This window comes from Maricaulis sp., from assembly GCF_048270095.1.
Classification (GTDB): Bacteria; Pseudomonadota; Alphaproteobacteria; order Caulobacterales; family Maricaulaceae; genus Maricaulis.
In genome coordinates this window covers 29520-51281 of the sequence record NZ_JBLWTL010000006.1, presented here as the reverse complement: position 1 = coordinate 51281, position 21762 = coordinate 29520, and the positions used below count along the sequence as shown (strand labels likewise).

General features: G+C 62.4%; 19 protein-coding genes. 3 read left to right on the top strand and 16 right to left on the bottom strand.

Going from position 1 to position 21762, the window contains the following annotated elements; all coding sequences use genetic code 11:
- Positions 1-34: 34 nt before the first annotated feature.
- Both ACN0YJ_RS05530 and ctrA read right to left on the bottom strand, forming a co-directional pair.
- Positions 35-1189, bottom strand: coding sequence for a hypothetical protein (locus tag ACN0YJ_RS05530; RefSeq protein ID WP_417489273.1), 1155 nt, complete (start codon positions 1187-1189; stop codon positions 35-37).
- Positions 1190-1320: 131 nt separating this feature from the next.
- Entirely contained in the window at positions 1321-2016 is a 696-nt protein-coding gene (gene ctrA / locus ACN0YJ_RS05525; RefSeq protein WP_091766370.1) for a response regulator transcription factor CtrA, read from the bottom strand.
- Between the two features lie 808 nt (positions 2017-2824).
- On the opposite strand from ctrA, the gene fliI reads away from it, so the two are divergent.
- Positions 2825-4165 (top strand): flagellar protein export ATPase FliI, encoded by a 1341-nt coding sequence (gene fliI / locus ACN0YJ_RS05520; protein ID WP_417495623.1) that lies wholly within the window; start codon positions 2825-2827, stop codon positions 4163-4165.
- The gene (gene fliJ / locus ACN0YJ_RS05515; RefSeq protein ID WP_417478048.1) at positions 4162-4578 is read left to right on the top strand and encodes a flagellar export protein FliJ; all 417 of its coding nucleotides are present in this window, start codon (positions 4162-4164) and stop codon (positions 4576-4578) included. The genes fliI and fliJ overlap by 4 nt, the downstream gene beginning before the upstream one ends.
- A 5-nt stretch (positions 4579-4583) precedes the next feature.
- Here the strand turns inward: fliJ and ACN0YJ_RS05510 are convergent, their stop codons facing one another.
- The gene (locus ACN0YJ_RS05510) at positions 4584-6677 is read right to left on the bottom strand and encodes a TonB-dependent receptor domain-containing protein (protein ID WP_417495572.1); all 2094 of its coding nucleotides are present in this window, start codon (positions 6675-6677) and stop codon (positions 4584-4586) included.
- Positions 6678-6802: 125 nt separating this feature from the next.
- Between ACN0YJ_RS05510 and ACN0YJ_RS05505 the strand changes: the two genes are divergently transcribed.
- The gene (locus ACN0YJ_RS05505) at positions 6803-7786 is read left to right on the top strand and encodes a DUF6607 family protein (protein ID WP_417495571.1); all 984 of its coding nucleotides are present in this window, start codon (positions 6803-6805) and stop codon (positions 7784-7786) included.
- A gap of 45 nt (positions 7787-7831) precedes the next feature.
- On the opposite strand, the gene ACN0YJ_RS05500 is transcribed toward ACN0YJ_RS05505, so the two are convergent.
- From ACN0YJ_RS05500 to ACN0YJ_RS05440, 13 genes are all read right to left on the bottom strand, one after another.
- Positions 7832-8155, bottom strand: coding sequence for a hypothetical protein (locus tag ACN0YJ_RS05500; RefSeq protein ID WP_417478051.1), 324 nt, complete (start codon positions 8153-8155; stop codon positions 7832-7834).
- A 38-nt stretch (positions 8156-8193) separates the two neighbouring features.
- Positions 8194-8994 carry an AAA family ATPase gene (locus ACN0YJ_RS05495; RefSeq protein WP_417489272.1) on the bottom strand — a complete coding sequence of 267 codons (801 nt, stop codon included), beginning with the start codon at positions 8992-8994 and terminating at the stop codon, positions 8194-8196.
- Positions 8995-8996: 2 nt separating this feature from the next.
- Entirely contained in the window at positions 8997-9989 is a 993-nt protein-coding gene (locus tag ACN0YJ_RS05490; protein ID WP_417489271.1) for a flagellar biosynthesis-like protein (FlhF), read from the bottom strand.
- Between the two features lie 32 nt (positions 9990-10021).
- Positions 10022-12148, bottom strand: coding sequence for a flagellar biosynthesis protein FlhA (flhA, locus tag ACN0YJ_RS05485; RefSeq protein ID WP_417495570.1), 2127 nt, complete (start codon positions 12146-12148; stop codon positions 10022-10024).
- Positions 12149-12159: 11 nt separating this feature from the next.
- On the bottom strand, positions 12160-13530 hold the full coding sequence (locus ACN0YJ_RS05480; protein ID WP_417478714.1) for a sigma-54 interaction domain-containing protein: 1371 nt from the start codon (positions 13528-13530) through the stop codon (positions 12160-12162).
- Positions 13531-13569: 39 nt separating this feature from the next.
- Positions 13570-13842, bottom strand: a complete 273-nt coding sequence (gene fliN / locus ACN0YJ_RS05475) for a flagellar motor switch protein FliN (protein WP_417478717.1) — start codon at positions 13840-13842, stop codon at positions 13570-13572.
- A gap of 98 nt (positions 13843-13940) precedes the next feature.
- Complete coding sequence (locus tag ACN0YJ_RS05470; RefSeq protein WP_417495569.1) at positions 13941-14591, bottom strand: hypothetical protein; 651 nt, start codon at positions 14589-14591, stop codon at positions 13941-13943.
- A gap of 13 nt (positions 14592-14604) precedes the next feature.
- Entirely contained in the window at positions 14605-15591 is a 987-nt protein-coding gene (gene fliG / locus ACN0YJ_RS05465) for a flagellar motor switch protein FliG (protein ID WP_417478716.1), read from the bottom strand.
- 44 nt (positions 15592-15635) lie between these two features.
- A complete protein-coding gene (fliF, locus tag ACN0YJ_RS05460; protein WP_417495568.1) occupies positions 15636-17279 on the bottom strand; it encodes a flagellar basal-body MS-ring/collar protein FliF in 1644 nt (547 codons plus the stop codon).
- 219 nt (positions 17280-17498) lie between these two features.
- Entirely contained in the window at positions 17499-17771 is a 273-nt protein-coding gene (locus tag ACN0YJ_RS05455; RefSeq protein ID WP_091766327.1) for a DUF1153 domain-containing protein, read from the bottom strand.
- A 196-nt stretch (positions 17772-17967) separates the two neighbouring features.
- Positions 17968-19356 (bottom strand): flagellar hook protein FlgE, encoded by a 1389-nt coding sequence (locus ACN0YJ_RS05450; protein WP_417478711.1) that lies wholly within the window; start codon positions 19354-19356, stop codon positions 17968-17970.
- A gap of 104 nt (positions 19357-19460) precedes the next feature.
- Positions 19461-20120 (bottom strand): flagellar hook assembly protein FlgD, encoded by a 660-nt coding sequence (locus tag ACN0YJ_RS05445; protein ID WP_417478710.1) that lies wholly within the window; start codon positions 20118-20120, stop codon positions 19461-19463.
- A gap of 10 nt (positions 20121-20130) precedes the next feature.
- On the bottom strand, positions 20131-21762 hold a 1632-nt coding region (locus ACN0YJ_RS05440; RefSeq protein WP_417495567.1), incomplete at its 5' end, for a flagellar hook-length control protein FliK.

Genomic DNA, 21762 nt, shown 5'->3' with positions numbered 1-21762 from the left:
TTTTCTCACGGGCGCCGAAGCCTGTCGACCGAGCCTATTCGCCACTCTCCGCAGCTGTCCGGGGAGCGATAATGATGTCATTCGCCATCAGCGCCAGCGCCGCTCGAGTGAAACTGTCCACAGCCGGGAGTTCGGCCGGGGTGTCGGTTGAGCCGAACACGCTGAGTTCAAGCCAGCGATAGGCCCGGCTTGTTCTCTCCTCGGTCCAGATCTTGCGGACGACGAGGGTGTCGGAGTGTTCCTCCGGTGGTGTGCCGGAGCATTGATGCCAGGTGTGGTGAACCCCGGTTGGCCCGGTTGCCGAGAAGCTCACATCGGGCAGGCACCATGCGGCGGTTTCGGGCCGCCTCGCAGCTGCAAGCCTGTCCGGATCAAACAGGCCACCGTCCGCGATGGACTGCGCCCCATCGACCCCGAATGTGAAGCCCCAATCGACGTCCTCTACGCCCGCCTCATCCAGGACCCCGGTCACTGTTGCCGCGAGCGCGAGGGCTAGCGTGTCCGGTGCATTGAAGCGGATGAAGCCGTCCGCGCGCTCCATCAGGCTCTGCAGGGTGTCCCGCCACAGCATCGAGTCCTCCCCGCTACTGGGAGGGTTTGCCAGGACGAGGGCGCGCAAGACATCGGTGGCCATCGCTGACAGGATTTCATTGCCGGAATTGAGCAGGCTGTCCTGCTCGGCGGCTATGGTCGTGACGAGGTGAATATGGAGGGTCTGGCCCTCGAAAGGGGCGTCCAGAAGCTGATCAAGCGTCAACATCGGAATCCCGTCCTGAATCGTATAGAGGCGACAAACCGTCCCCGCCAACTCCGTGCCCTGGCGGGAAACGACCATGACCGGGGTCGGGGCGTCACACGGACGGGGGGCGGGGGCATTGGTTGAGAAGAAGATATCGAGGCCCAGCCCCCACCGGCCGCCTTCGGCATCCGCGAGGGCGGTCAGCCGGTCATGTTTCACTTCAAGACGCTCGAGCAGGCCTTCGGGGTCACGAAAGGCAACGCGCCCGTCGGCTGCAGCCTCCAGCGCGGTGAGCTCTGCGATCAGCTCGGACGGTGAAAAAGTCTCTATTTCCGCCATACGCGGACGCGGCGTTGCCGGCTCGCCGGAGGTTTGCTGGAACGCCAGGGTGGGCCCGGCGGTCAGAAGGGCGACCGCCAGTGCGGTCAGGCTCAATCGGTGGCGTTTCATGGGGCACCTCGCTGTTTGCAAGCCAGATTAGCTGGACCCCAACCTCCGCATAGCCCCTGAACAGGGGAGCTGGACACAAAAAAAGCCCGGTCGCGAGGACCGGGCTCTTCAATCTCGTATTGGCCGTGCGATCAGACGGCGACTTTTTCTTCCATCGGATCGCGCAGCACATAGCCACGGCCCCAGACGGTTTCGATATGATGTTCGCCTTGCGTGGCGGCGGCCAGCTTCTTGCGAAGCTTGCAGATGAAGACGTCGATGATCTTCAGTTCCGGCTCGTCCATGCCGCCATAGAGATGATTGAGGAACATCTCCTTGGTCAGCGTCGTGCCCTTGCGCAGCGAGAGCAGCTCGAGCATCTGGTATTCCTTGCCGGTCAGGTGGACGCGCTGGCTGTCCACTTCCACGGTCTTGGCGTCGAGATTGACGGCGATCGAACCGGTCTTGATGATCGATTGCGAATGCCCCTTCGACCGGCGGACGATGGCGTGGATACGCGCAATCATCTCATCCTTGTGGAAGGGCTTCGTCATATAGTCATCGGCACCGCATCCAAGGCCGCGGACCTTGTTGTCGATATCGGCATTGCCGGTGAGGATCAGGATCGGAGTGTCGATCTTGGAGACGCGGAGGGTCTTGAGAACATCAAAACCCGTCATGTCCGGCAGATTCAGATCAAGCAGGATGATGTCGTAATCATACAGCTTGCCGAGGTCGACACCTTCCTCGCCAAGATCCGTCGTGTAGATGTTGAAGCCATCTGACTTCAGCATCAATTCGATGGACTGCGCGGTCGCCCGGTCGTCCTCAATTAGAAGAACCCGCATGGTTCGCCTCCGGTCTGGTACCCGAACGAATCAATCCCGCCCGGTGTGTAGTCTGATTAACCTTATTCTGACGCTACGAGGAAACCCTTAACGAAAGTTAACTGCGGCTTGACCAGGTTTGAGAATCGTCAGCCCGGCGATTCTTTTCCGCTCCAACTTGATTCGCAATTATCGTTAACGAATAGGGGGTTAGCGCGTGGACTTGAGCGCCATGACTCTGATGAATCTGGTCAGCTGAGAATATTGTCACGTATAAAGTATTCGCCATGAAATGCCGAGATTGCCTGCCAGGCTTGAGAATGGGTCCGAAGTCTGAGTTCGATCCGACCTGTCTTCTTATCCACAGACAATTTTTTGTGCCTACTGGCGCAGGTTCATGTTTCGAGTCCATGCGCACGCAATCCGGACACCTCTCCTTCCTGGATGCGGCCTTGCCCCGACGCCGATGGGGCGCCGACCCCGGTGCGCCTTCAGTCTGGCGTTATCAGACGCGGCCCGGGACGAGCGAAGACCGCCAAGGCAAGGGGGTGATATTGGCACAACACGCCAATTCAATTGCCGTTTTGGGAGATCGCCCGCCGAAATGGTGGGCGACTGAAACGCACAGCAGCCGGAAGGAATGCCACAGCGACGCATCCCCCGGCGATGACCGGCATCAAACAGGCCTCGTCAGAGCCGCAGCCCCGATCCAGGCCGTGCAGCATGTCCCGCATTTGCGCGTCCGCGTTTACGTGGAAGCAACCGCAATAGCGTAGGGTGAAATCGAATCGGCCAATTGGCCCCGCCTGAAAGGCATGATGTCGGCATGATGCAGACCCTCACAGATCGGATTGACGGGCTTGATGCGCGTGTCCTGGAAGGACGCGTCACGGCTCTCAATGGTTTGTTGGTCGAGGCCGAGGGGCCGGTTTCCGGTCTCAGCCTGGGTGCACATGCGACGATCGTCACCGGGCGCGGCACAGCGGAATGCGAGATTGTCGGCTTTCGTGGCCAGACGGCCCTGATGATGCCCTTCGGGCCGCTGGAGGGCATCCGCCCCGGCGCCAAGGTCGTCCTGCAACCGGATTCGGCACGGGTTCGTCCGTGCCTGAGTTGGCTGGGCCGCGTCGTGGACGGCTTCGCTCGCCCGCTTGATGGCGGACCGGCGCTCAGCGAAGGTGCCCACGCCTATCCGCTCAAGGGCGATCCGCCGATGGCGCATGGCCGCGCGCGCCTGGGCGAGCGGATGGATATGGGCGTGCGCGTCCTCAATGCCTTTGCACCGATGCGCCGCGGTCAGCGGCTCGGGATTTTCGCCGGCTCGGGCGTCGGGAAATCGGTCTTGATGTCGATGCTGGCGCGCGCTTGCGATGCCGATGTGATTGTCATTGGCTTGATCGGCGAACGGGGCCGTGAAGCGCGCGAGTTTGTCGATGATGTGCTCGGGCCTGAAGGCCGCGCCCGCTCGGTCGTGATTACTGAAACCTCCGACGCACCGGCTCTGGCCCGCCGCCAGGCTGCGCACCTGACCCTGACTGTCGCCGAATACTTCCGCGACCAGGGCAAGGATGTGTTGTGTCTGATGGACAGCGTCACCCGATTTGCCCTCGCCCAGCGCGAGATTGGCCTGGCTGCCGGTGAGCCGCCGACGACACGCGGCTATACCCCGTCCGTGTTTGCCGAATTGCCGCGCTTGCTCGAGCGTGCCGGCCCGGGCGTGGAACGCACCGATGGCCGCAAGACCGGTACGATTTCGGGCCTGTTCACTGTGCTGGTTGATGGTGACGACCATAATGAGCCGATCGCTGATGCCGTGCGCGGAATCCTCGACGGTCATGTGGTGATGAGCCGGGCGATCGCCGAGCGTGGCCGCTTCCCCGCCATCGATGTGCTCAAATCGGTGAGCCGGACGGCACCGGAAGTCTTCGCGCCTGCCGAGCGGCCACTGGTCGCCGAGGCGCGCAAAATGTTGTCGGCCTATGCCGATATGGAAGAATTGATCCGCCTGGGGGCCTACTCCCACGGATCGAACCCGGCGCTAGATCGGGCAATTGCTCTCAACGATCCGTTGGAAGCATTCCTGGGCCAGGGAAAAGACGAAGCGGCGGATATCCCGTCGACATTCGCGACCCTGGCCGGGATTTTGGATGGTGAAGGAATATCCTCATGACACGCTCACACGAACCCTTGATCCGGCTGGCCCGGTTCAAAGTCGAGGAATTGCAGAAGCAGATGGCCGAACTGGATCGTTCCAAGGGCGCGCTGATCAACCAGATCGAGCGGCTTGAGGCTTCGGTTCCCGAGGAGCAGGCGGTCGCCACGCAATCGCGTGATGGCTATCTGGCCTATGGATCCTACGCCCAGGCGGTGATCAAGCGAAAAGAGAATATCCGCTCATCCCTCGATGAAGTCGAGGTTCAGGCGGATGCCCTGCGCGACCGGCTCGGCGACGCCTTCCAGGAACTCAAGAAGTTTGAAGTTCTGGAGGAACGCCGCCTCGCCAATATCGAACGCGCCCTGCGCGCGGCCGAGCAGGACGAACTGGACGAAATTGCCCAGATCCGTCACCGCCGGCCCAACTGATAGGCTCAGAAATTCTGTGACCAGGTGACGTCGAGCCGCAGCGAACGCCCTGGCTCACTGACGCCCGCGAAGACGCGCTCATAGTCTGTGTCGAAAGCATTCTCGACGCCGGCATTGAGCGACAGGCCGTGCCCGGCGAAGGGCTGCCAGCGTGTGTAGAGGTCGAGCACGCTATAGCCATCGCGGAAGCTCGCCGGGTCACTTGCTTCGTCGAAATCGCCGGCCAGCTCAGCCCGTGCGCCGAGGGTCAGGCGCTGTGAGGCCAGCGTCCAGCGCCCATCCAGATACAGCCGGGTCGGGGTTGATGCACCGACCGGCTCACCGCTGACGGTGTCCTCGCCATCGACGTCGGAGAGGCTGGCATCGAGGGCGAAGGGTCCGCGCTCGAATTTGATTTCGGCTTCAAAGCCCGACAAGCGGGCGGCGCTGACATTGCTGCTCTGGGTCGTGCCAGCCGAGCAGGGCAGGAAGAATGGCGGCGTGAAACAACCGGGATCGAAGGCAAAGGTCACGTCGAGGTCGATCAGGTCCGTGGCATCGGTTTCAAACCAGGCCGCGCGCATTTCCAGCCGGTCGACATTGTCGAAATGGTCGGCCAGATCAAGACTGAAACCGGCCTCGATGGTCTCGGTTGATTCCGGCAGCAAGGCTGGGTTGGCGATGAAGCGGTTCGAGATGAAGACCGGTGGCCCGAGAATGATGTGTGGCAGTGAGAAATGCGTCCCGTCCAGATAGAGCTCATTGATTGAAGGTGCCCGGAAGCCTTCACCCCAGCTGGCGAAGACATTGAAATTGTCCGACGGGGCATAGGTCGCGGCAAACCGGCTCGAGGTCGCATTGCTGGACGTATCGGCAGCCAGGCTTGAGCTGGTCTCGAATGAATCATGGCGGATGCCCGGCAACAGGATGATCCGGCCGGGAAGTCCAAACGGGGCCGGGCCTTCAAGCTCCAGCTGGGTATAGCCGGCCGTGAACTGGCTGGACGCGTCCGGCGCACCGCCGCGGACGCCGCCGACTTCAGCGCTGTCGAATCCGTCCTGTGTGTCCTCGTAATATTCGCCGCCGATCGTCAGGCCTGCATCAAACTGGCCGAGCTGAAACGCGAAGCGCTGATCGATGCGCAGACCCGTGGTTTCCAGGTCGCGCCGCAATTGCCGTCCCGAAACGAGCTCGGCTTCATCAACACCGGTCGCATTGCGGTAGACGGTCAGGTCGAGATCCATCCAGCTCAGACCGGAGGGCGAGGCGCTCAGATTGAAGGCCAGATTATCGCTCGACACGTCTTTCTCAACCAGCGCATTGAGCGAATCCACCCCGGCCACGCCCTGGGCGTTATTCGGCTCGATGACCTCGCTGTCGAAGCCCTGCCAGCTCAACTCAAGGCGGACACCCTCTGCGGCCTCGACCCCAAGCTTGACCAGGCCGGAGGTGGCGGCATCATCGGCGGGCAGATCATCGCCCGATCCCAGCGCGATATCGCCGGACTGGCGGCGCGACATCGAAGCCAGCAGGTCAAACCGGTCTGACTGCGCATACAGGCTCGCCGAGCCGCGTACTTCCTCATCAACACTTCGCGTGCCGGCGCCGAGGCTGAAGCCCCAGCTTTCATCATCGGCCAACAGGTCGCGGGCATTGGCTGTGCGCAGCGAGATCACGCCGCCGGAAGCGCCCGAGCCGTAGAGCGCGGACGCCGAACCGCGCACGCTTTCGACGCCAACCAGCAGGGATGGGTCGACGAAGAGGGCGCCATCATGGGCCGATCCGAAATTCTGGCGGGCGCCGTCGAGCAAGAGGGTCGTATTCTCCCGCCCCTGACCACGCAGGGAGGGGCTTTGTCCGGTGCGCCGCGGCCCGCCAGCGATTTCCATGCCCGGCAACTGACGCAACAAGTCATCCAGATCGGCCGGCCGGCCCAGGTCCAGGGTCTCGGCCGAGATCGTCGAGGTCATGCCCGGGTATTCAAAGGCGTTCAGCTTGGTGTGTGTCGCCTCAACGACGATGACCTCGACTTCGGCATTGGGTGTCGCCGCCGCCGTTTGTCCGAGTGCGGGGCTGGCGAGGGCGATGCTGGCAGCACCGAGGAGGAATGCGGATTTCATGACGCGCCTTTCTGCGAACGATTTGCAAGCGCGCCTCTTGTGCCGCGGCAGTTTAGCGATTGCAAGTCAGAATCAATCGCAATAACATTCGCCACGTTATTTTCTTCACACATGATGAGGCCCTCATGAAACGCCTGACCCTTGTCGCCGCCGCGCTCGCTCTGACCGGATGCGCGGCCACGACCAATCCCGCCGCTGAAATCTACGCCGCGCCGCGCAGCGAAGCCGCTGAAGTGGCCGCTTTCGAACGCGACCGGCAGGCGATTCTCGCCATGCAGGGCGAGTATGATGTGACCTTCGATTTCCGCGAGACTGTGGCGATAGAGCCCGGCTATGAGCTGGCAGAACCCAAGCTGACGCCGGCCCGCGAAGTCGTGATCGTGGCCGAGGACAGCGGCGATTTCATCATGCTGCAGCACTTCCTCCTCGCTGGTGACGGCCCGGATCCCTTCATCGTGAAGCATTGGCGCCAGGACTGGCGCTATGAGCCCTCGCGTGTGCTCGCCTTTGAGGGCCATGATGACTGGCGCATGGATGATGTCGCCGCCGCTGATCGCCGCGGTGCCTGGTCACAGACCGTCTATCAGGTCGATGACAGTCCGAGATATGCTGCGGTCGGGCCGTGGATCCACACGTCCGAAGCCTCGACCTGGGAACCGCCGGTTTCCTGGCGGCCCCTGCCGCGCCGGGACGACACAACCCGCGAGGATTATGATGTCATCGCTGCCGTCAATCGCCACACCGTCACGCCCTGGGGCTGGACCCATGAGCAGGACAATTCAAAACTGGTCGTGCGGGATGGCACAACACAGGAATTGGTGCGGGAAATCGGCGTGAATACCTATCGCCGCACCGAGCTCGAGGGCGCCGCCGCAGCGCACGCCTATTGGGATGCGACTGAAGACTACTGGGTCCACGTGCGTAACCGATTCCTCGAGCTGGAAGACACCACGCGTCGCTTCCATATCGAGGACGACGCCGAAGGCACTCTGCTGTACGGGCCGGTTCTTGATGCCGGCCAGCGCGTCCTGTTCGGGATGGATGATGTCGACGCTGCCTGGGCTGACGCCCAGACCTATCTCAATAGCCAGATCACAGTGCTGGACTAGTTGCATGGCAACACTTCGGTCGGTGAGCGCTAGCCTTGCAGCAGGTTAGCGCTCGCCTATCCGGCGTTTGGAAAAGAAGATGGCGCCGATCAGAACGAAATAGATCGCCAGCCGCAACAAGACGACAACACCACCGCGTTCATCGAGCCGCGAAAAGGCGAATTCAAAGGCGTAATTTGGTGGAACCCCGACGGCCCAGCGGTAGAAAAACGGCGCCACCGCATCGACGACAAACATGACCCCCGCGGCCGCCGGCCATTGCGGCCACTTGCGCATGATCAGCGCAGCCACGAGTGACAATACGATAATCAGCCACCAGTCATAGCCGGTGAAGCCATGGCTCAGCCGGTCGAAAAATGAATCATACATGGCGTTTCAGATCCCCCCTGATTGCCAGTCCCGGCAGTCTACGCGGCTTCGCGGCCTCGCGCGAGTATTCCGGCAAGTGAATGATAATCCTTGGCCGCATCGCAATCCGGCGCGCGAACTGCAACACAGGTCTGGGTCCGGATCGCGGCGGGCACAGTGGCGTCGCGCCGGACAATGCCGGCCAGCGTTGGCGTGAAGCTGAGAAAGGATTCGCAGGTCTTGCGAAACGCGCCGAACGCGTCGCGGGCAGCATTGGCATTGGGGGCATTATTGACCACGACCAGCGGTGATGCGCCTTCATCATGCAAACGCAATGTCTTCACAAAAGCATAGGCATCGGTCAGCGATGTCGGCTCGTCATTGATGACAATGATGACGTCATCCGCGGTCAGGGCGAGACGAACAGTGGCGCGGTCGGCACCGGCCGCCAGATCAAGAATGGCGCGGTCATAGGACAGGGCCAGCGCTGCGACACCCGTGGCAAGCTTGGTCAGGCCAGGTCCGGACAGATTGGCCAGCGCACCCGAGCCGGAGCGGCCCGAGATAACATCAAACCCGCCGCGCTCGGCTGCCCCGCCAATGGCCGGGCAAACCGCGTCCTCCAGCGAAGTCTTGCCGCTGAGAACATTGACGATATCGGCGCGTGGCTGGAGCCCGAGCTGGACATCAATATTGGCCATGCCGAGGTCGCCATCCATCAGCAGGACGCGTTCATCCATCAGGGAGAGGGCCCGGGCCATGCCGACGGCGAGGGTCGTCTTGCCGACGCCGCCCTTGCCGGAAGCGATTGCGAGAACACGCCCGGCGGCGCGATGATGGGGAGCCGAGGCAAGTTTCATGATCAGTCGGTTTCCTCATAGGGGTGAGCGCGGGTTTCGATCAGGGCGCGAGCCAGCCGCAAGGGCGTCGCCGGGGCAAGCCCGCCGCCGATGAAGGGGGTTGATGAGATCTGTGCGAAGGCCAGACCGGTCTCGCCAACGCCCAGCACAGCGCCGAGCCGGCGCGCGCAGTCCAGCTTGACCGGAATGCAACGGCTCGCGCCGATCGAGGCGAACAGCGACGCGGCATCCTCGGCGTCTTCCGGCGTCAGGCCGGCATCGAAGACATAGACGATCTCCGCCTCGCTGGAATCGGCAAAGGCGAGCGTCATATCGAGATCGTCGAGCTCGAACGGATTGACAGCCGGGCTGTCAATCAGAGCCGGCCCATCGAATTCGCGCATCGCATCAGCCAGTTCGCGCGGGTCGTCGACGGCGATGAAGCTGGCGCCCATCTTCTGCGCCAGGGCTTGCAGGCGCGCATCGGCACCGGCCCGCTCGCCATCGCAGGAAATCAGGGTCGGGACGGACCCGGCGGCAATCGAACGCGCCGCGGTTTTTGCGAGGGCCGATGTCTTGCCGACGCCGGGCGTGCCGGCAAACAGGACAGCATGCTCAGGAATCGCGGGCAGGGGCTGGAAGGCGTACCGGGCTTCTATCGCGTGGGCGAGGCGACCAACCGCATGGCCATCGGCAAAATCCTGGGCCGCCTTGATCAGGGACTGGGCTGCGACGCCGGGGGTGCGGTGAAAGCCGAGCGCGCGGATAACCTGGTCGAGGTGTTCGTCCTCAAGGTCTCCGCGTGCAATCTCGGCGGCATCCGCAAGGCGCTGGGTGCGTTCGCGCACCGGCTCCACCGGGTCGGGATGGTAGGCCATCTCGCTCGCCGCCCGCACCTGCACGCCGCCATTGGGCCCATCCGATGTGGCGATGATGACGGCCTCTGCGCCCATCTCCCGGCGGACGTCCGCCATGGCTTGAGTCAGAGTCTGGGCTGCAAAGGTTTTCAAACGCATCGAAGGTCACTACCGGGTCAATTGTTGGTCGGTCAGCCGACATGCCCCAAGGTCTTCAGTCGTGCGCTCGGGTGGATCTCGTTCTGCGACATCACCACCGTTTGCGGGCGGAAACGCTCCACCAGCGAACGCACATACGGACGAATCACGGGGCTCGTCAGCAGTACAGGTACATGACCCTGTGCTGATGCGGTTTCAAAAGAGTTTCTAACTGCAGCGACAAACTCATGAAGTTTGGACGGCGCCAGGGCCAGCTGTTTGCGCTCACCTTCACCGATCAGGGCTTCAAGGAAGGCCTGTTCCCATTGTGGAGCAAGGGCGAGCACCGGCAGATTGCCATTGGGTGCCTTGTTGCTGTGACAAATCTGGCGCGCGAGCCGGCTGCGGACATGTTCGACAATCGGCTCGATGCGGTTGGTCGTGCCGCTTGATTCGGCGATGCCCTCGATAATCGTCGCCAGGTCGCGAATCGAAACGCGTTCGCGAATCAGCGACTGCAGCACGCGCTGGATACCGGCGCGGCTGATTTGCGACGGGGCAATGTCGTCGACCAGCTTGCGGTGTTCCTTGGAGAGCTTTTCGATCAGCTTCTCGACTTCGGCATAGGAGAGCAGGTCCGACATGTTGTCGCGCAACAATTCGGTCAAATGGGTGACCAGAACGGCCGCGGGCTCGACAATCGTGTAACCGCGGAACGAGGCTTCCTCGCGCAGATTCTCGTCGATCCAGGTTGCGGGCAGACCGAAGGCCGGCTCCTTGACGTGTTCGCCGGGCAGCTCGATCTGCAGACCGGCGGGATCCATGACAAGGAGCTTGTGAAGCTGCAGCATACCACGGCCCGCTTCGAGCTCCTTGATCCGGATTGAATATTCCAGATTGCCCAGCTGCATGTTGTCGACAATTCGAACCGCCGGAGTGATGAAGCCCATTTCCTCGGCGAGTGAGCGGCGCAGGGCCTTGATCTGGTCGGTCAGCTTGCGGCCATCGACATCATTGATCAGTGGCAGGAGACCATAGCCGAGCTCGATCTTGAGTTCGTCCATTGCCAGACTGTCCTCGATCGGCGCTTCGCTGCTCTTTGGCGTATGCGCTTCGACCTCGGCCGCGTTCTCGGCTTCTTTCTCCGCCGCCTTGCGTTCGGCGATATCGCGGTTGAACCAGGCGAGAGCGCCCGTGCCTGCCGCCATCAAGGCGAAGGGAATGAAGGGCATGCCTGGCAGAACGCCAATAATGAAGGTGGCCGCCGAAACCAGGCCGAGCCCGGCCGGGTTGGCGACCATCTGCCCGAACAGGGCCTTGTCGGCCTGGCCATCAACACCGGCTTTGGAAACCAGCAGGCCGGCCGCGACGGAGATGATCAGGGCCGGGATCTGGGAAACCAGACCATCGCCGATCGTCAGGCTGGAATAGGTGCCGGCGGCTTCAGCGAAGGGCATGCCCGACTGGGCGACACCAATAATGATGCCGCCGACCAGATTGATGCCGGTGATCATCAGGCCTGCCATGGCATCGCCGCGGACGAATTTCGAGGCACCATCCATGGCACCGAAGAAATTGCTTTCGCCCTCGAGATCCTTGCGGCGCTGGCGTGCCTCATTCTCTGTAATCAGGCCGGAGGAGAGGTCGGCGTCGATCGCCATCTGCTTGCCGGGCATGGAGTCGAGGGTGAAACGAGCCGCGACTTCGGCGATGCGTCCGGAACCCTTGGTGATGACGACGAAATTCACGATCACCAGGATCGCGAATACGATCACGCCGATCACGACATTGCCCTGCATCACGAAAGCCCCGAAGGCCTGGATGACTTCGCCGGCGGCGTCTGTGCCCTCGGCGCCTTTCGAGAGGATCAGCCGGGTCGAGGCGATGTTGAGGCCGAGGCGCAGCAGGGTCGTGATCAGCAGCACGGCCGGGAAGGCGGAAAATTCAAGCGGTCGTTTGATGAACAGGGCCGTCATTAGCACCAGCACCGCGATCGAGATCGAGATCGCTAGCGCCAGATCGAGCAGCATGCTTGGCATCGGCAGGATCAACATCACCAGGATGCCGAGAATGCCGACCGCCAGGGCGACATCGCCCTTCAGAATCCGGTTCAGGAAGGCCTGTGGATCGAAGGCGCCGCTGTTGGAGCCTAACGAGCCGGAGGCTGAAGTATCGACCAAGACTTATCCAATCACGCGACAGAAGCGCCCATGGCGGGCTGGTTGGGCAGGGGAACCGTGACGCCCTGCTCGGTATAGAGTTTGAGCTTGTTGCGCAGAGTGCGGATCGAGATGCCGAGAATGTTGGCGGCATGCGTACGGTTGCCCAGGCAATGATCCAGCGTGTCGAGGATCAGATCCTGCTCAACCTCGGCGACGGTCATGCCGACCATGACGCGCTGGGCTGCATTGGCCGCATCGGACGCCTGGCGCACGGCGGTATTGCCGGAGCCCGAGAAGACCGAGCCATCAGGCATGCGAATGGCGTCGGGGCTGATTTCCCGGCCGGTCGCCAGCAGGACAGCACGGTGCATGGCGTTTTCCAGCTCACGCACATTGCCGGTCCATTCGCGGGCGACGAGATGAGCCTTTGACGCTTCGGACAGCGGCAGCGGCTCAACCTGGTTGGCCGCCGAGTATTTGCGGATGAAGTGCTCGGACAGGGCGAGAATATCGGCCGGGCGTTCGCGCAGCGGCGGCAGCGCCAGATTGACGACATTCAGGCGGAACAGCAGATCTTCGCGGAAGGAACCTTCAGCGACAGCCTTGCGCAGGTCGCGGTTCGAGGTCGCCAGAATGCGGATATTGACCTTGACCGGCTTGGTGCCGCCGACCCGATCGATTTCGCGTTCCTGGATCGCGCGCAGGAGTTTGGCCTGCAGACGCGTATCCATTTCCGAGATCTCGTCGAGCAGCAGCGTACCGCCATCAGCTTCCTCGAATTTACCGATCCGGCGGGCGACGGCGCCGGTGAAGGCCCCCTTCTCATGGCCGAACAGTTCCGATTCGAGCAGGTTTTCCGGAATCGCGGCGCAATTGACCGAGATAAAGGGGGCGCCGGCACGCTTGGACTTGGCATGGACATGGCGCGCCATGACTTCCTTACCCGAGCCGCTCTCACCGGTGATCAGGACCGAGGCATCGGAACCGGCAATCCGGTCGGCCAGGGTGATGACGGTCTGCATCGATGGATCGCGGGCGATCATCGGGCGTTCGTCATCAGAAATCGCTTCGAGGATGGCAGCGATCAGCTCGGCATCGGGCGGCAGAGGGATGAATTCCTTGGCGCCGGCCCGGATCGCGGCCGCAGCCGCCTCGGGACGGACATTGACGCCACAGACAACGACCGGAACGATAATGCGTTCCGCTTCATTCGCGGTGATCAGCGCCTGCACGTCGAGCGACAGATCAACCATGATCAGGTCGGCGCCGCGCCCGGCGCGCAAATGCGACGTCGCTTGCTGGATCGTATCGACCTGCGACACGGAGGCGCCGCGGTCGATCGCAATTTTAGTGGCGGTGTGCAATTGCCCACCCAGGCTTCCGACGATCAGGACTCGCATAATGTCCGCTCCATTGTGTTCATTGTCTCAAGCCGCCGTTTAACCGGCGTCCCCATCCTTGATGATTTCAGTCATGGTCACGCCAAGCCGGTCGTCGACGACGACGACTTCGCCGCGCGCTACCAGGCGATTGTTGACGTAGATATCGATCGCTTCGCCGATCTTCCGGTCGAGTTCGACCACCGATCCGGCCGTCAGCTTGAGCAGGGAATTCACGTCGATCTGTGCCTTGCCCAGAACCGCGGAGATATTGACCGGGACATCGAAAACCGGGGCGAGATCGGCGGCGCTCTTGGCGGCGTCGTCGATCATACCTTCGCGCGGCTGCTGATCCTCGACCGGGACGGGTGTCGCGTCCTTCTCGAGTTCTGGCAGGTCGAAATTCGTATTGTCAGGCATGGTCGGCCTCCTTATGCCGCAGACGCGTTGACGGTCGGGTCGGCCGCCGCGTCTGTCGCGGATTCTTCCTGGGATGCGGCAGCGAGCCAACGCGCCACGACTTCGCCCAGCCGGGCGTCGATTTCTTCCGCCGAGCGTTCAATCGCACCGGTCGCCCATTCAAGGCGAACATCGGCCCCGCTCATCTCGGCATTGCCGCGCACCCGGATCGCGCCTTCAAAGCCAAGATCGCGTGCCGTGCGCTCCAGCCGTTCGGCCAGGTCCTCGACCAGTTCCGGTGCACAACGCACGGACAGTCTGGGTTCATCGCGCAAATCCTGCACGGCTTCGGCGGCGAGCTGCTCGATCGTGTCGATCGGATAAGCGTTCAGCGCTTCGCCGGCGATCTTGCGGGCCGCGGCGAGCGCCAACTGCGTGGCACTGGCCCGCAGGGCGGCCGATTCTCCCGCCAGGCGCGACAGGATGAGCTGCATTTGCGCGCCGATTGTCTGCAGGGATTCAGCGCAGCGGCCTTCTTCCATCTCACGGCCTTCCTCGACGCCCCACATACGCGCGGAGTCGATATCGTCCTGGGTGAAGAAACGCTTATAGCTCTCGCCATCACGAAGGATCTGGCCGTCGTGATCGAACTCGGTGTCGAAATCAAATTTCGTCGGGCTCATGCCTGGGTCATCCTCAATAAATCAGTTCGTCGTCGGCGCCGCCATCGGCGAGAAGAATCTCGCCCTTGGCAGCCAGATCCTTGGCGAGCGCAACGATGCCCTGCTGGGCGGTATCAACATCCTTCAGTCGGACAGGTCCGAGCGCGGCCATATCTTCGCGCATGATCTTGGCGGCACGCTCGGACATGTTGGAGAAGAAGAGATCGCGCAGGCTGTCGGAAGCACCCTTCATGGCGAGGCCCATCTGGTCCTTGTCGATGGCGCGCATCAGGGTCTGGATGCCGCCTGGATCGAGCTTGGAGAGGTCCTCGAACACGAACATCAGGGAGCGGATCTTCTCGGCACTGTCACGATTGCGCTCTTCCAGCGCTGCGAGGAAGCGGTTCTCGGTCTGGCGGTCGAAATTATTGAAGATACTGGCCATCATCTCGTGGCTGTCATGCTTGGAGGTCCGCGCCAGATTGGACATGAACTCATTGCGCAGCGTCTCCTCGATCTTGTCGAGAATTTCGCGCTGGACCGGCTCCATGCGCAGCATCCGCGTGACGACTTCGAGTGCGAAGTCTTCCGGTAGCGAGCCGAGGACGCGGGCGGCGTGTTCGGCCTTGACCTTGGAGAGCACGACAGAGACCGTCTGTGGATATTCATTCTTGAGATAATTGGCGAGTACGACCTCGTTCACATTACCCAGCTTGTCCCACATGGTGCGCCCGGCGGGACCGCGCAGCTCTTCCATGATGGTGTCGACTTTTTCGCCGGGCAGGAATGAGCCCAGCAGGCGTTGGGTCGCCTCGAACGACCCCATCAGCGAGCCCGTCGAGGACATCTGGCCGACGAAATCGACGATCAGCTTTTCGACGGCGGAGGCCGTGACAGTGCCGAGATTGGACATCGCCGACGAGACTTCGCGGATTTCCTCTTCGTCGAGATGATTCCACAGGCCGTGGTCATCCTCGCCCAGAGCGAGCAGGATCACGGCGGCCTTTTCCGGGCCGGTCATTTTGCCGGGATCTTCGATCGCTCTGCTGCGGTCAATGGCCATCATCAACCCTCATGGAGCCAGGTGCGAAGGATCGAAATCGATTCTTCGGGGTGAGACTCAACAATGCTCGCGACCTTCTTCACCGAGGAGGCTTTCACCTGGCCGTCGATCTTGGAGATATCAATCCCGTCATCGGCCAGCGCCGCGGCGCCGCTCGAAGGATTGGTGCCGGCGAGGGCCATCGGCGCGGCTGCGCTGTCAATGCGGGGGGCGCTGCCACCGCCTGTCGCGCCTGCGAGGGCGAGACCGGCCGGCATTGCGCCGCCGCCGGCGCCCTTGATCAGCGGGCGGGCGACCAGGAAAATGACGAGCAGGGCCGTGATGAACATCACAGCGACTTCCGCAATTCGCATGAAATCGCTCTTGCTGAAGTTCAAACCGGATGTCGCGGGTGTGCCCAGCAACGGGTTCGCCCGGGCGAATTCCATTTGCGTGACCGTCACTGAATCCTGGCGGCCGCCGACTTCATTGACATAGCCCATGGCTGAACGGACGAGTGCCTCGATGCGATCAATCTCGTCCTGGGAGCGTTCGCGCCACTGCACCGTGCCGTCGGGCTGGGTTTCGACGATACCGTCCACCGCGACGGCGACCGAGAGGCGTTCGATGCCGCCCGCTTCGGTAATTTGTGTGCGCGTTGTGCTCGAGATCGCATAGCTGACGACATCATTCGAGACTTCACGATTGGAGGTCGCGCCGGTCGCGGCGCCGGCACCGGAGTCTGCGTCGGGCAGGTTTTCCGAGGCCGAGACACGATTACTGTTGGCACCGTCCTGGTCGATACTGGTTTCGTTGCGGCGGTCACGTGACTGAACGACGGCGCCGTCCGGATCGTAGACCTCCGAGCTCTCCGTGACGCTTTGCCGGTTGAGCTCCGCGGTCACCTGGACGCGGGCGGCACCGACGCCGACAACGCCCTCGACGAGATCGAGAAGATTTTGGCGCAACTGGCCCTCAATACCGCTCTGACGCTCGTCCATCATAATGCTGACGGCCGAACCTTCGCCGCCGCTTCCGGCCAGCTGACGGCCGCGATCATCGGCCAGTGAAACATGATTGGATTCGATGCCGGCGCCGCTGGCGACGATATTGCGGATGACGCGGACCTGCTCGCTATTGAGCTGGGCATTGGTGGAGATGGTCACCGCGGCGGTCGGTGCCTGCTGATCGCGGACAAACAGGCGGCGTTCGGGCAGGTTGAGGTGGACGCGGGCGGCGGACACGAAGGCCATCGACTGGATCGTGCGGGCCAACTCGCCTTCGAGGGCGCGCTTGGCATTGAGATTCTGCACGAAGCTGGTCTGGCCGAAGCTGTCTTCGCGATCGAAGATTTCATAGCCGACCGAGGCACCGCTCAGCGGGCCGCCGGATGCGACCCGGACACGGGCTTCATCGACCTGGTCGCGCGGCACATAAATGGCGGTGCCGCCTTCCCGGATTTCGTATTCCACATTGGCCTGGTCGAGCAATTGGGCGGCCGAGGCGGCCGCAGCCGGGGCGAGCCCGGAATAGAGCAGCGATTGCGAGCCGGCACCGACATTGCCGGAGAAATAGACGAGCGCGGCGGCCACGCCGGCCGCGAGACCGAAAATCGCTGCCAGACGGCCAATGCCGAATGCCCTGAACTGATCGAGAAGCGCGTTCACAAGTTTTCCTGCCTGTTCGATCGCACGCATCTTGCGCGAACCACTGGGCAGAATTTTCCTACCGACCTCGTAAACGAGGCCTTAATGCCGGAGCATAGGAGATGCATCCGGTCCGGGAGGGCAGGTGAGACAGGTGTGTTTTGTTATGCGGCACACATGAAAAAGGCGACCCCGGGGGGATGGGGTCGCCATTCTTTCAGGATTTGTCGCGAATACGCGCTATCGGTAGTGCTGCAATCGAGTCGTTCGCAGGCCGGCCAGGCCGTGCTTGTCGATCGACCTTTGCCAGCCGAGAAATTCCTCGACCGTGAGCGTGTATCGCTCACAAGCCTCGTCCAGCGAAAGCAAGCCACCGCGAACTGCGGCGACCACTTCGGCCTTGCGTCGAACCACCCAGCGCTGTGCGCCTGGATTGGGGAGGTCTGCAAGCGTAAGCGGGCTACCATCCGGCCCAATTACGTAGTTTTCTTTTTTTTGAAGGCGCGGCTGCATGTCCGGTCCCCGTTTGTTTGTTTGTTTGTAGGGTCAACATACGGGAGGGGTTTTAACATCGGCCTAAGCTACTGGGTAAATTTGCCTTTAACGTCTCCGGTAAAATACGCTCATATAAATTGACCGCTTTGCGCATAAAAAGACGGGCCCCGCCAGCATGGCGGAGCCCGTCATTTATTCACCGCTACCGGGCGGCTTATCGCTTCATGCGGATCGCTTCATCGAGCATTTCGTCTGCGGTCGTGATGATCTTGGACGAGGCCGAATAGGCACGCTGCGTAATGATCAGATTGGTGAATTCTGTAGCCAGATCGACATTCGAACTCTCCAGGGTCGCGGCGGCGAGATTGCCGGCAGAACCGATGCCGGCGGTATTGAGTGTGTAATTCCCGCTATCGCGCGTAACGCCATAGGCACCGCCGCCCAAGGCTTCCAGACCGTCGGCATTGGCAAAGGTTGCGACCGGGACCTGGTAGATCTTCTTGACGATACCATTGGTGAACTTGGCGTAGACCATGCCGCTGGCATCAATATCCACCCCGGAGAAATCCCCGAACGGCGTTCCGTTGACCGAGGTGGCCGCGAGGGCACTCTGGCTGTCGAACTGGGTCAGGCCACCGGCGCTGTTTGGACCGCCAAGCGCCATATCAATGGTCTGGGCGCTGATGCCTTCGGCCGCAGCCCACTGGACGGCGGTTGCGCCAAGTGGTGCGGCATTGTTGGAGGACAGGAAGCTCAGCGTGCTGGGGATGGTGCTGTTCGCCGAGTCGAAATTACCATTCGAATCGAAGGCGATGATGCCGGTGCTGATCTGGCCGTCGACCAGGCCGGCCCCTGTTGTGACTTCCGAGGCCGGGCTGACATGCAGTTCGGCATGCCACTGGTTGGGTGTCGAGGATTTCAACATCGACAGGGTGATGGTGTGTACGCCGCCTTGCGAATCATAGATCGGGATGCCGAACTCGACATCCGCTGTAACCGCCCCGGAGGACATATTGGTCGCCGACGCGCCTGCGGCATAGGTCGCCTCGGCTGCGGAGACAGCCTGGCTTGCCTGCAAGTTTGCGCTCAGACCAACTTCAGTCGTGGCCTCGGCCGCGCCGCCGACGGAAACCGGGTTGATGATCTCCAGTGAACTCAGATCAGACGGGTCCGCGTTGATCGTCCCGTCGGCCTGGACCGGCCAACCGGCCAGGTAGAGGCCGGCGGAGTTCTGCAGATATCCGTTTGCGTCCGGATGGAAGCTGCCGGCGCGGGTGAAGGCGACCGGATCAGTCGTGGTGAAGCCACGCGTGTTCTCGCTAACCACGAAGAAGCCGTCGCCGGAGACCGCAAGGTCGGTCGGGGAGCTACCCGGTGAGAGCAGGCCGCTCTGGCTGATCTGCAATTTGGTGGAGCTCATGATCCCGCCAGCAGCAAAATGCTGCGACGTGCCCTGGGAGCGGTAGAGCGGGGTAAAAACGGCGGTCGCCCGCTTGTAGCCAACCGTATTCACATTGGCGATATTGTCCGAAATCGCTGCGAGAGCGCTGGAATTGGCGATCAGGCCGGACGCGCCGGCGATCATTGCTGAATTGATGCTCACGATAAGCTCCTTGTTGGTGTTTGTTTTTGGAGCGTTCTGCCGTCTTGTGAGGCCGGGTCGCCTTTCTGGCGGTCCGGGTCAGGCCAGTGGCCTGCTTATGTCTTCTATTGTTCTTCCTGAAGTGCGAGCACGGAGGAGAGGGGAACATTCACCCCGCCCATTTCCACAATCACTTCGGATCCAGAAAGATCGATGCCTGTGACCCGGGCTGAGGCCCGGATTTCAGCGGTGATTTCGGCGCCATTCTGTGCGGCGGCATTGATCTCGAGCGTGTAGACGCCGTCTGGTGCGGTGCTGCCGGACAATGTCTGGCCGTTCCAGTTGAAATCATGCTGGCCGGTCGTCGTTTCCCCGGTCGTGCGGTAGACGATCCGGTCGCTGGAATCGCGGATTGTCAGATCGGCAGCGTTGGCATTTTCGGGCAATTCATACTGCCAGGTCGCGGCCCCGTCCTGCAGGCGGCTTTCCGGGGTCAATGCCGTCGCGACGCGCCCGATATAGCCGACCGACGAGGTCTGGGCTGCGGCCGATTGAACGATCAGCAGGCTCTCCAGATTCTGGTTCTGGGCGATTTGCTGCTCAACGCCGGAGAATGAGACGAGCTGATCGACGAATTGCGTCGCGTCCAGCGGATCGAGCGGATCCTGGTTCTTCATCTGCGCCGTGAGCAGGTTGAGAAACATCTCGTAATTATCGGCAAGGCTGGTCCGGCTGTTTTCAAGCTGCGGGCTTGAGTCGGTTACCGAATTGATCGCGCTTGGCATTTTGCTTCTCCTAAACTCTGAGGTCGACGCCGTCGCGCCGCGACAGACTGAAACCGTATGCGTCGGCCAGGCCCGGAATGATCTCGGCGCCAAGCTCGTGCGCGCTGTCCTCATCCAGTCCATAGACATTGAAATGGCTGCCCTGTTCGGACTCGGCGGATTCCTGCTCGCCGCTGCCCTCGCTGAGCTCGAAAGTCAGCCCGTCTTCTTCAAGCTCAAGGCCTGCATCATTGAGTGCGCGTTCCAGATCGCGCGTCGAGCGTTGCATTTCGGCGAGCGTGTCGCCGCGTTCCACCGTCAGTGTGGCATGCACGCGGTTGTTCTGGCTGAGCTCGAGACGGATATCGACACGGCCAAGCTCGGCCGGGTCGAGCCGGATCCCGAACACACGCGAACCATTGGCGAAGCGTTGTGATATCTGGCCGGCGAGCTGGTTGGCCGTATGTGGCGAGAAGCGCGGGGGCTGACCGGCGCCGGCCTCTGCCGCGCTGCGGGTCGCGCCACGCGCCGCGATCGAGCCTGAATCCGTCATTGTGGTCATCACCGGATCAGAGCTGACACCGGAAATGCGTACGGCATCGGTCGCGAGGGCTGGCAGCACACTTGCGGGAGGTGGAGGCGCAGAGGGCGGCAATTCGCGGCTTGTGACTGCTATATCGGGACGTGAGGCGGCCGCGTTGGCAGTGCCCGATTGTGGCTGGGCCGATGCGCCATTCGCCTGGGGCCTGGCGGCCGCCGTGTTCGCGCTATTGGCAGCCGATTTTCCCTTGCTCCGGCCGATGGCCAGATTGCCGTCGCGTTCATCCACGCCCTGGCGTGCTTGTGCGAAACGGCCTGCCGGTGTGCTCGCCGCCACCGCCGCCTGGGCGGCTTCGCCGGTCTGAGACGGGGGCGAAGCGGGCGCTGCAGGCGCTGCAGCCGTCGGGTTGGCTGGCGAGGCGGCGGGTGTCGCTGCGGATTGGGCGGGCGGTGCCGGGTTGGACGGCGACAGCACAGCCATGACGGGCGGCTTGGCCGTCTTGTTGGCGGTCGCACTGGTGCTGGCAGAAGTCGAGGCAGTAGGCCCGGTGTCAGCCGTTGCGTCAGGATTGCCGGTCGATTTGCCCGCGGTGCCCGCATCGAGACTCTTGGCGGTGGCAGGCTTTTCAATGCCCTGGCCGGACCCGGCCAGTATGGCCGTCTCGGCCGGAGTGGCGGCCGCGCCCGGGACGGGGCCGGGTTGGCCGCCTGTGCCAGTTGCGGTTGAACCGGTCAGGCTCGCCGCCGGCTGCCCGATGGTCACGTTGGCGGACGCGCTCGTCGCATGGGAGGCGGCCGGTGTGCTGGACGCGGAAACTGCCGGGGCTGTCGCCGTTTCGGCCGTCACATGCGGGGTCGCGGAATTGGGTGTCTGGACGTTGGGCGTACTGGCCGAGCCGGCGGCACCGGCCGCGCTCGAATTGGGCGCCTGCGCTGTTGTTGTGGCCGCCGCGGGCGTTCCGGTGCCAGTTGCCGCGACGCGTGCGTTCGATGCGATATCGCCAACAAATTCCGGCCCGCCCTGATTTGGCACTCCGCCGGCTGAGGCGAGATGAATGGCGTCAGGGGCGGCCGTATTGACGGCGCCTGTGGGTCCTTGAGACGGGGTCTCGCCCGCGGCGGT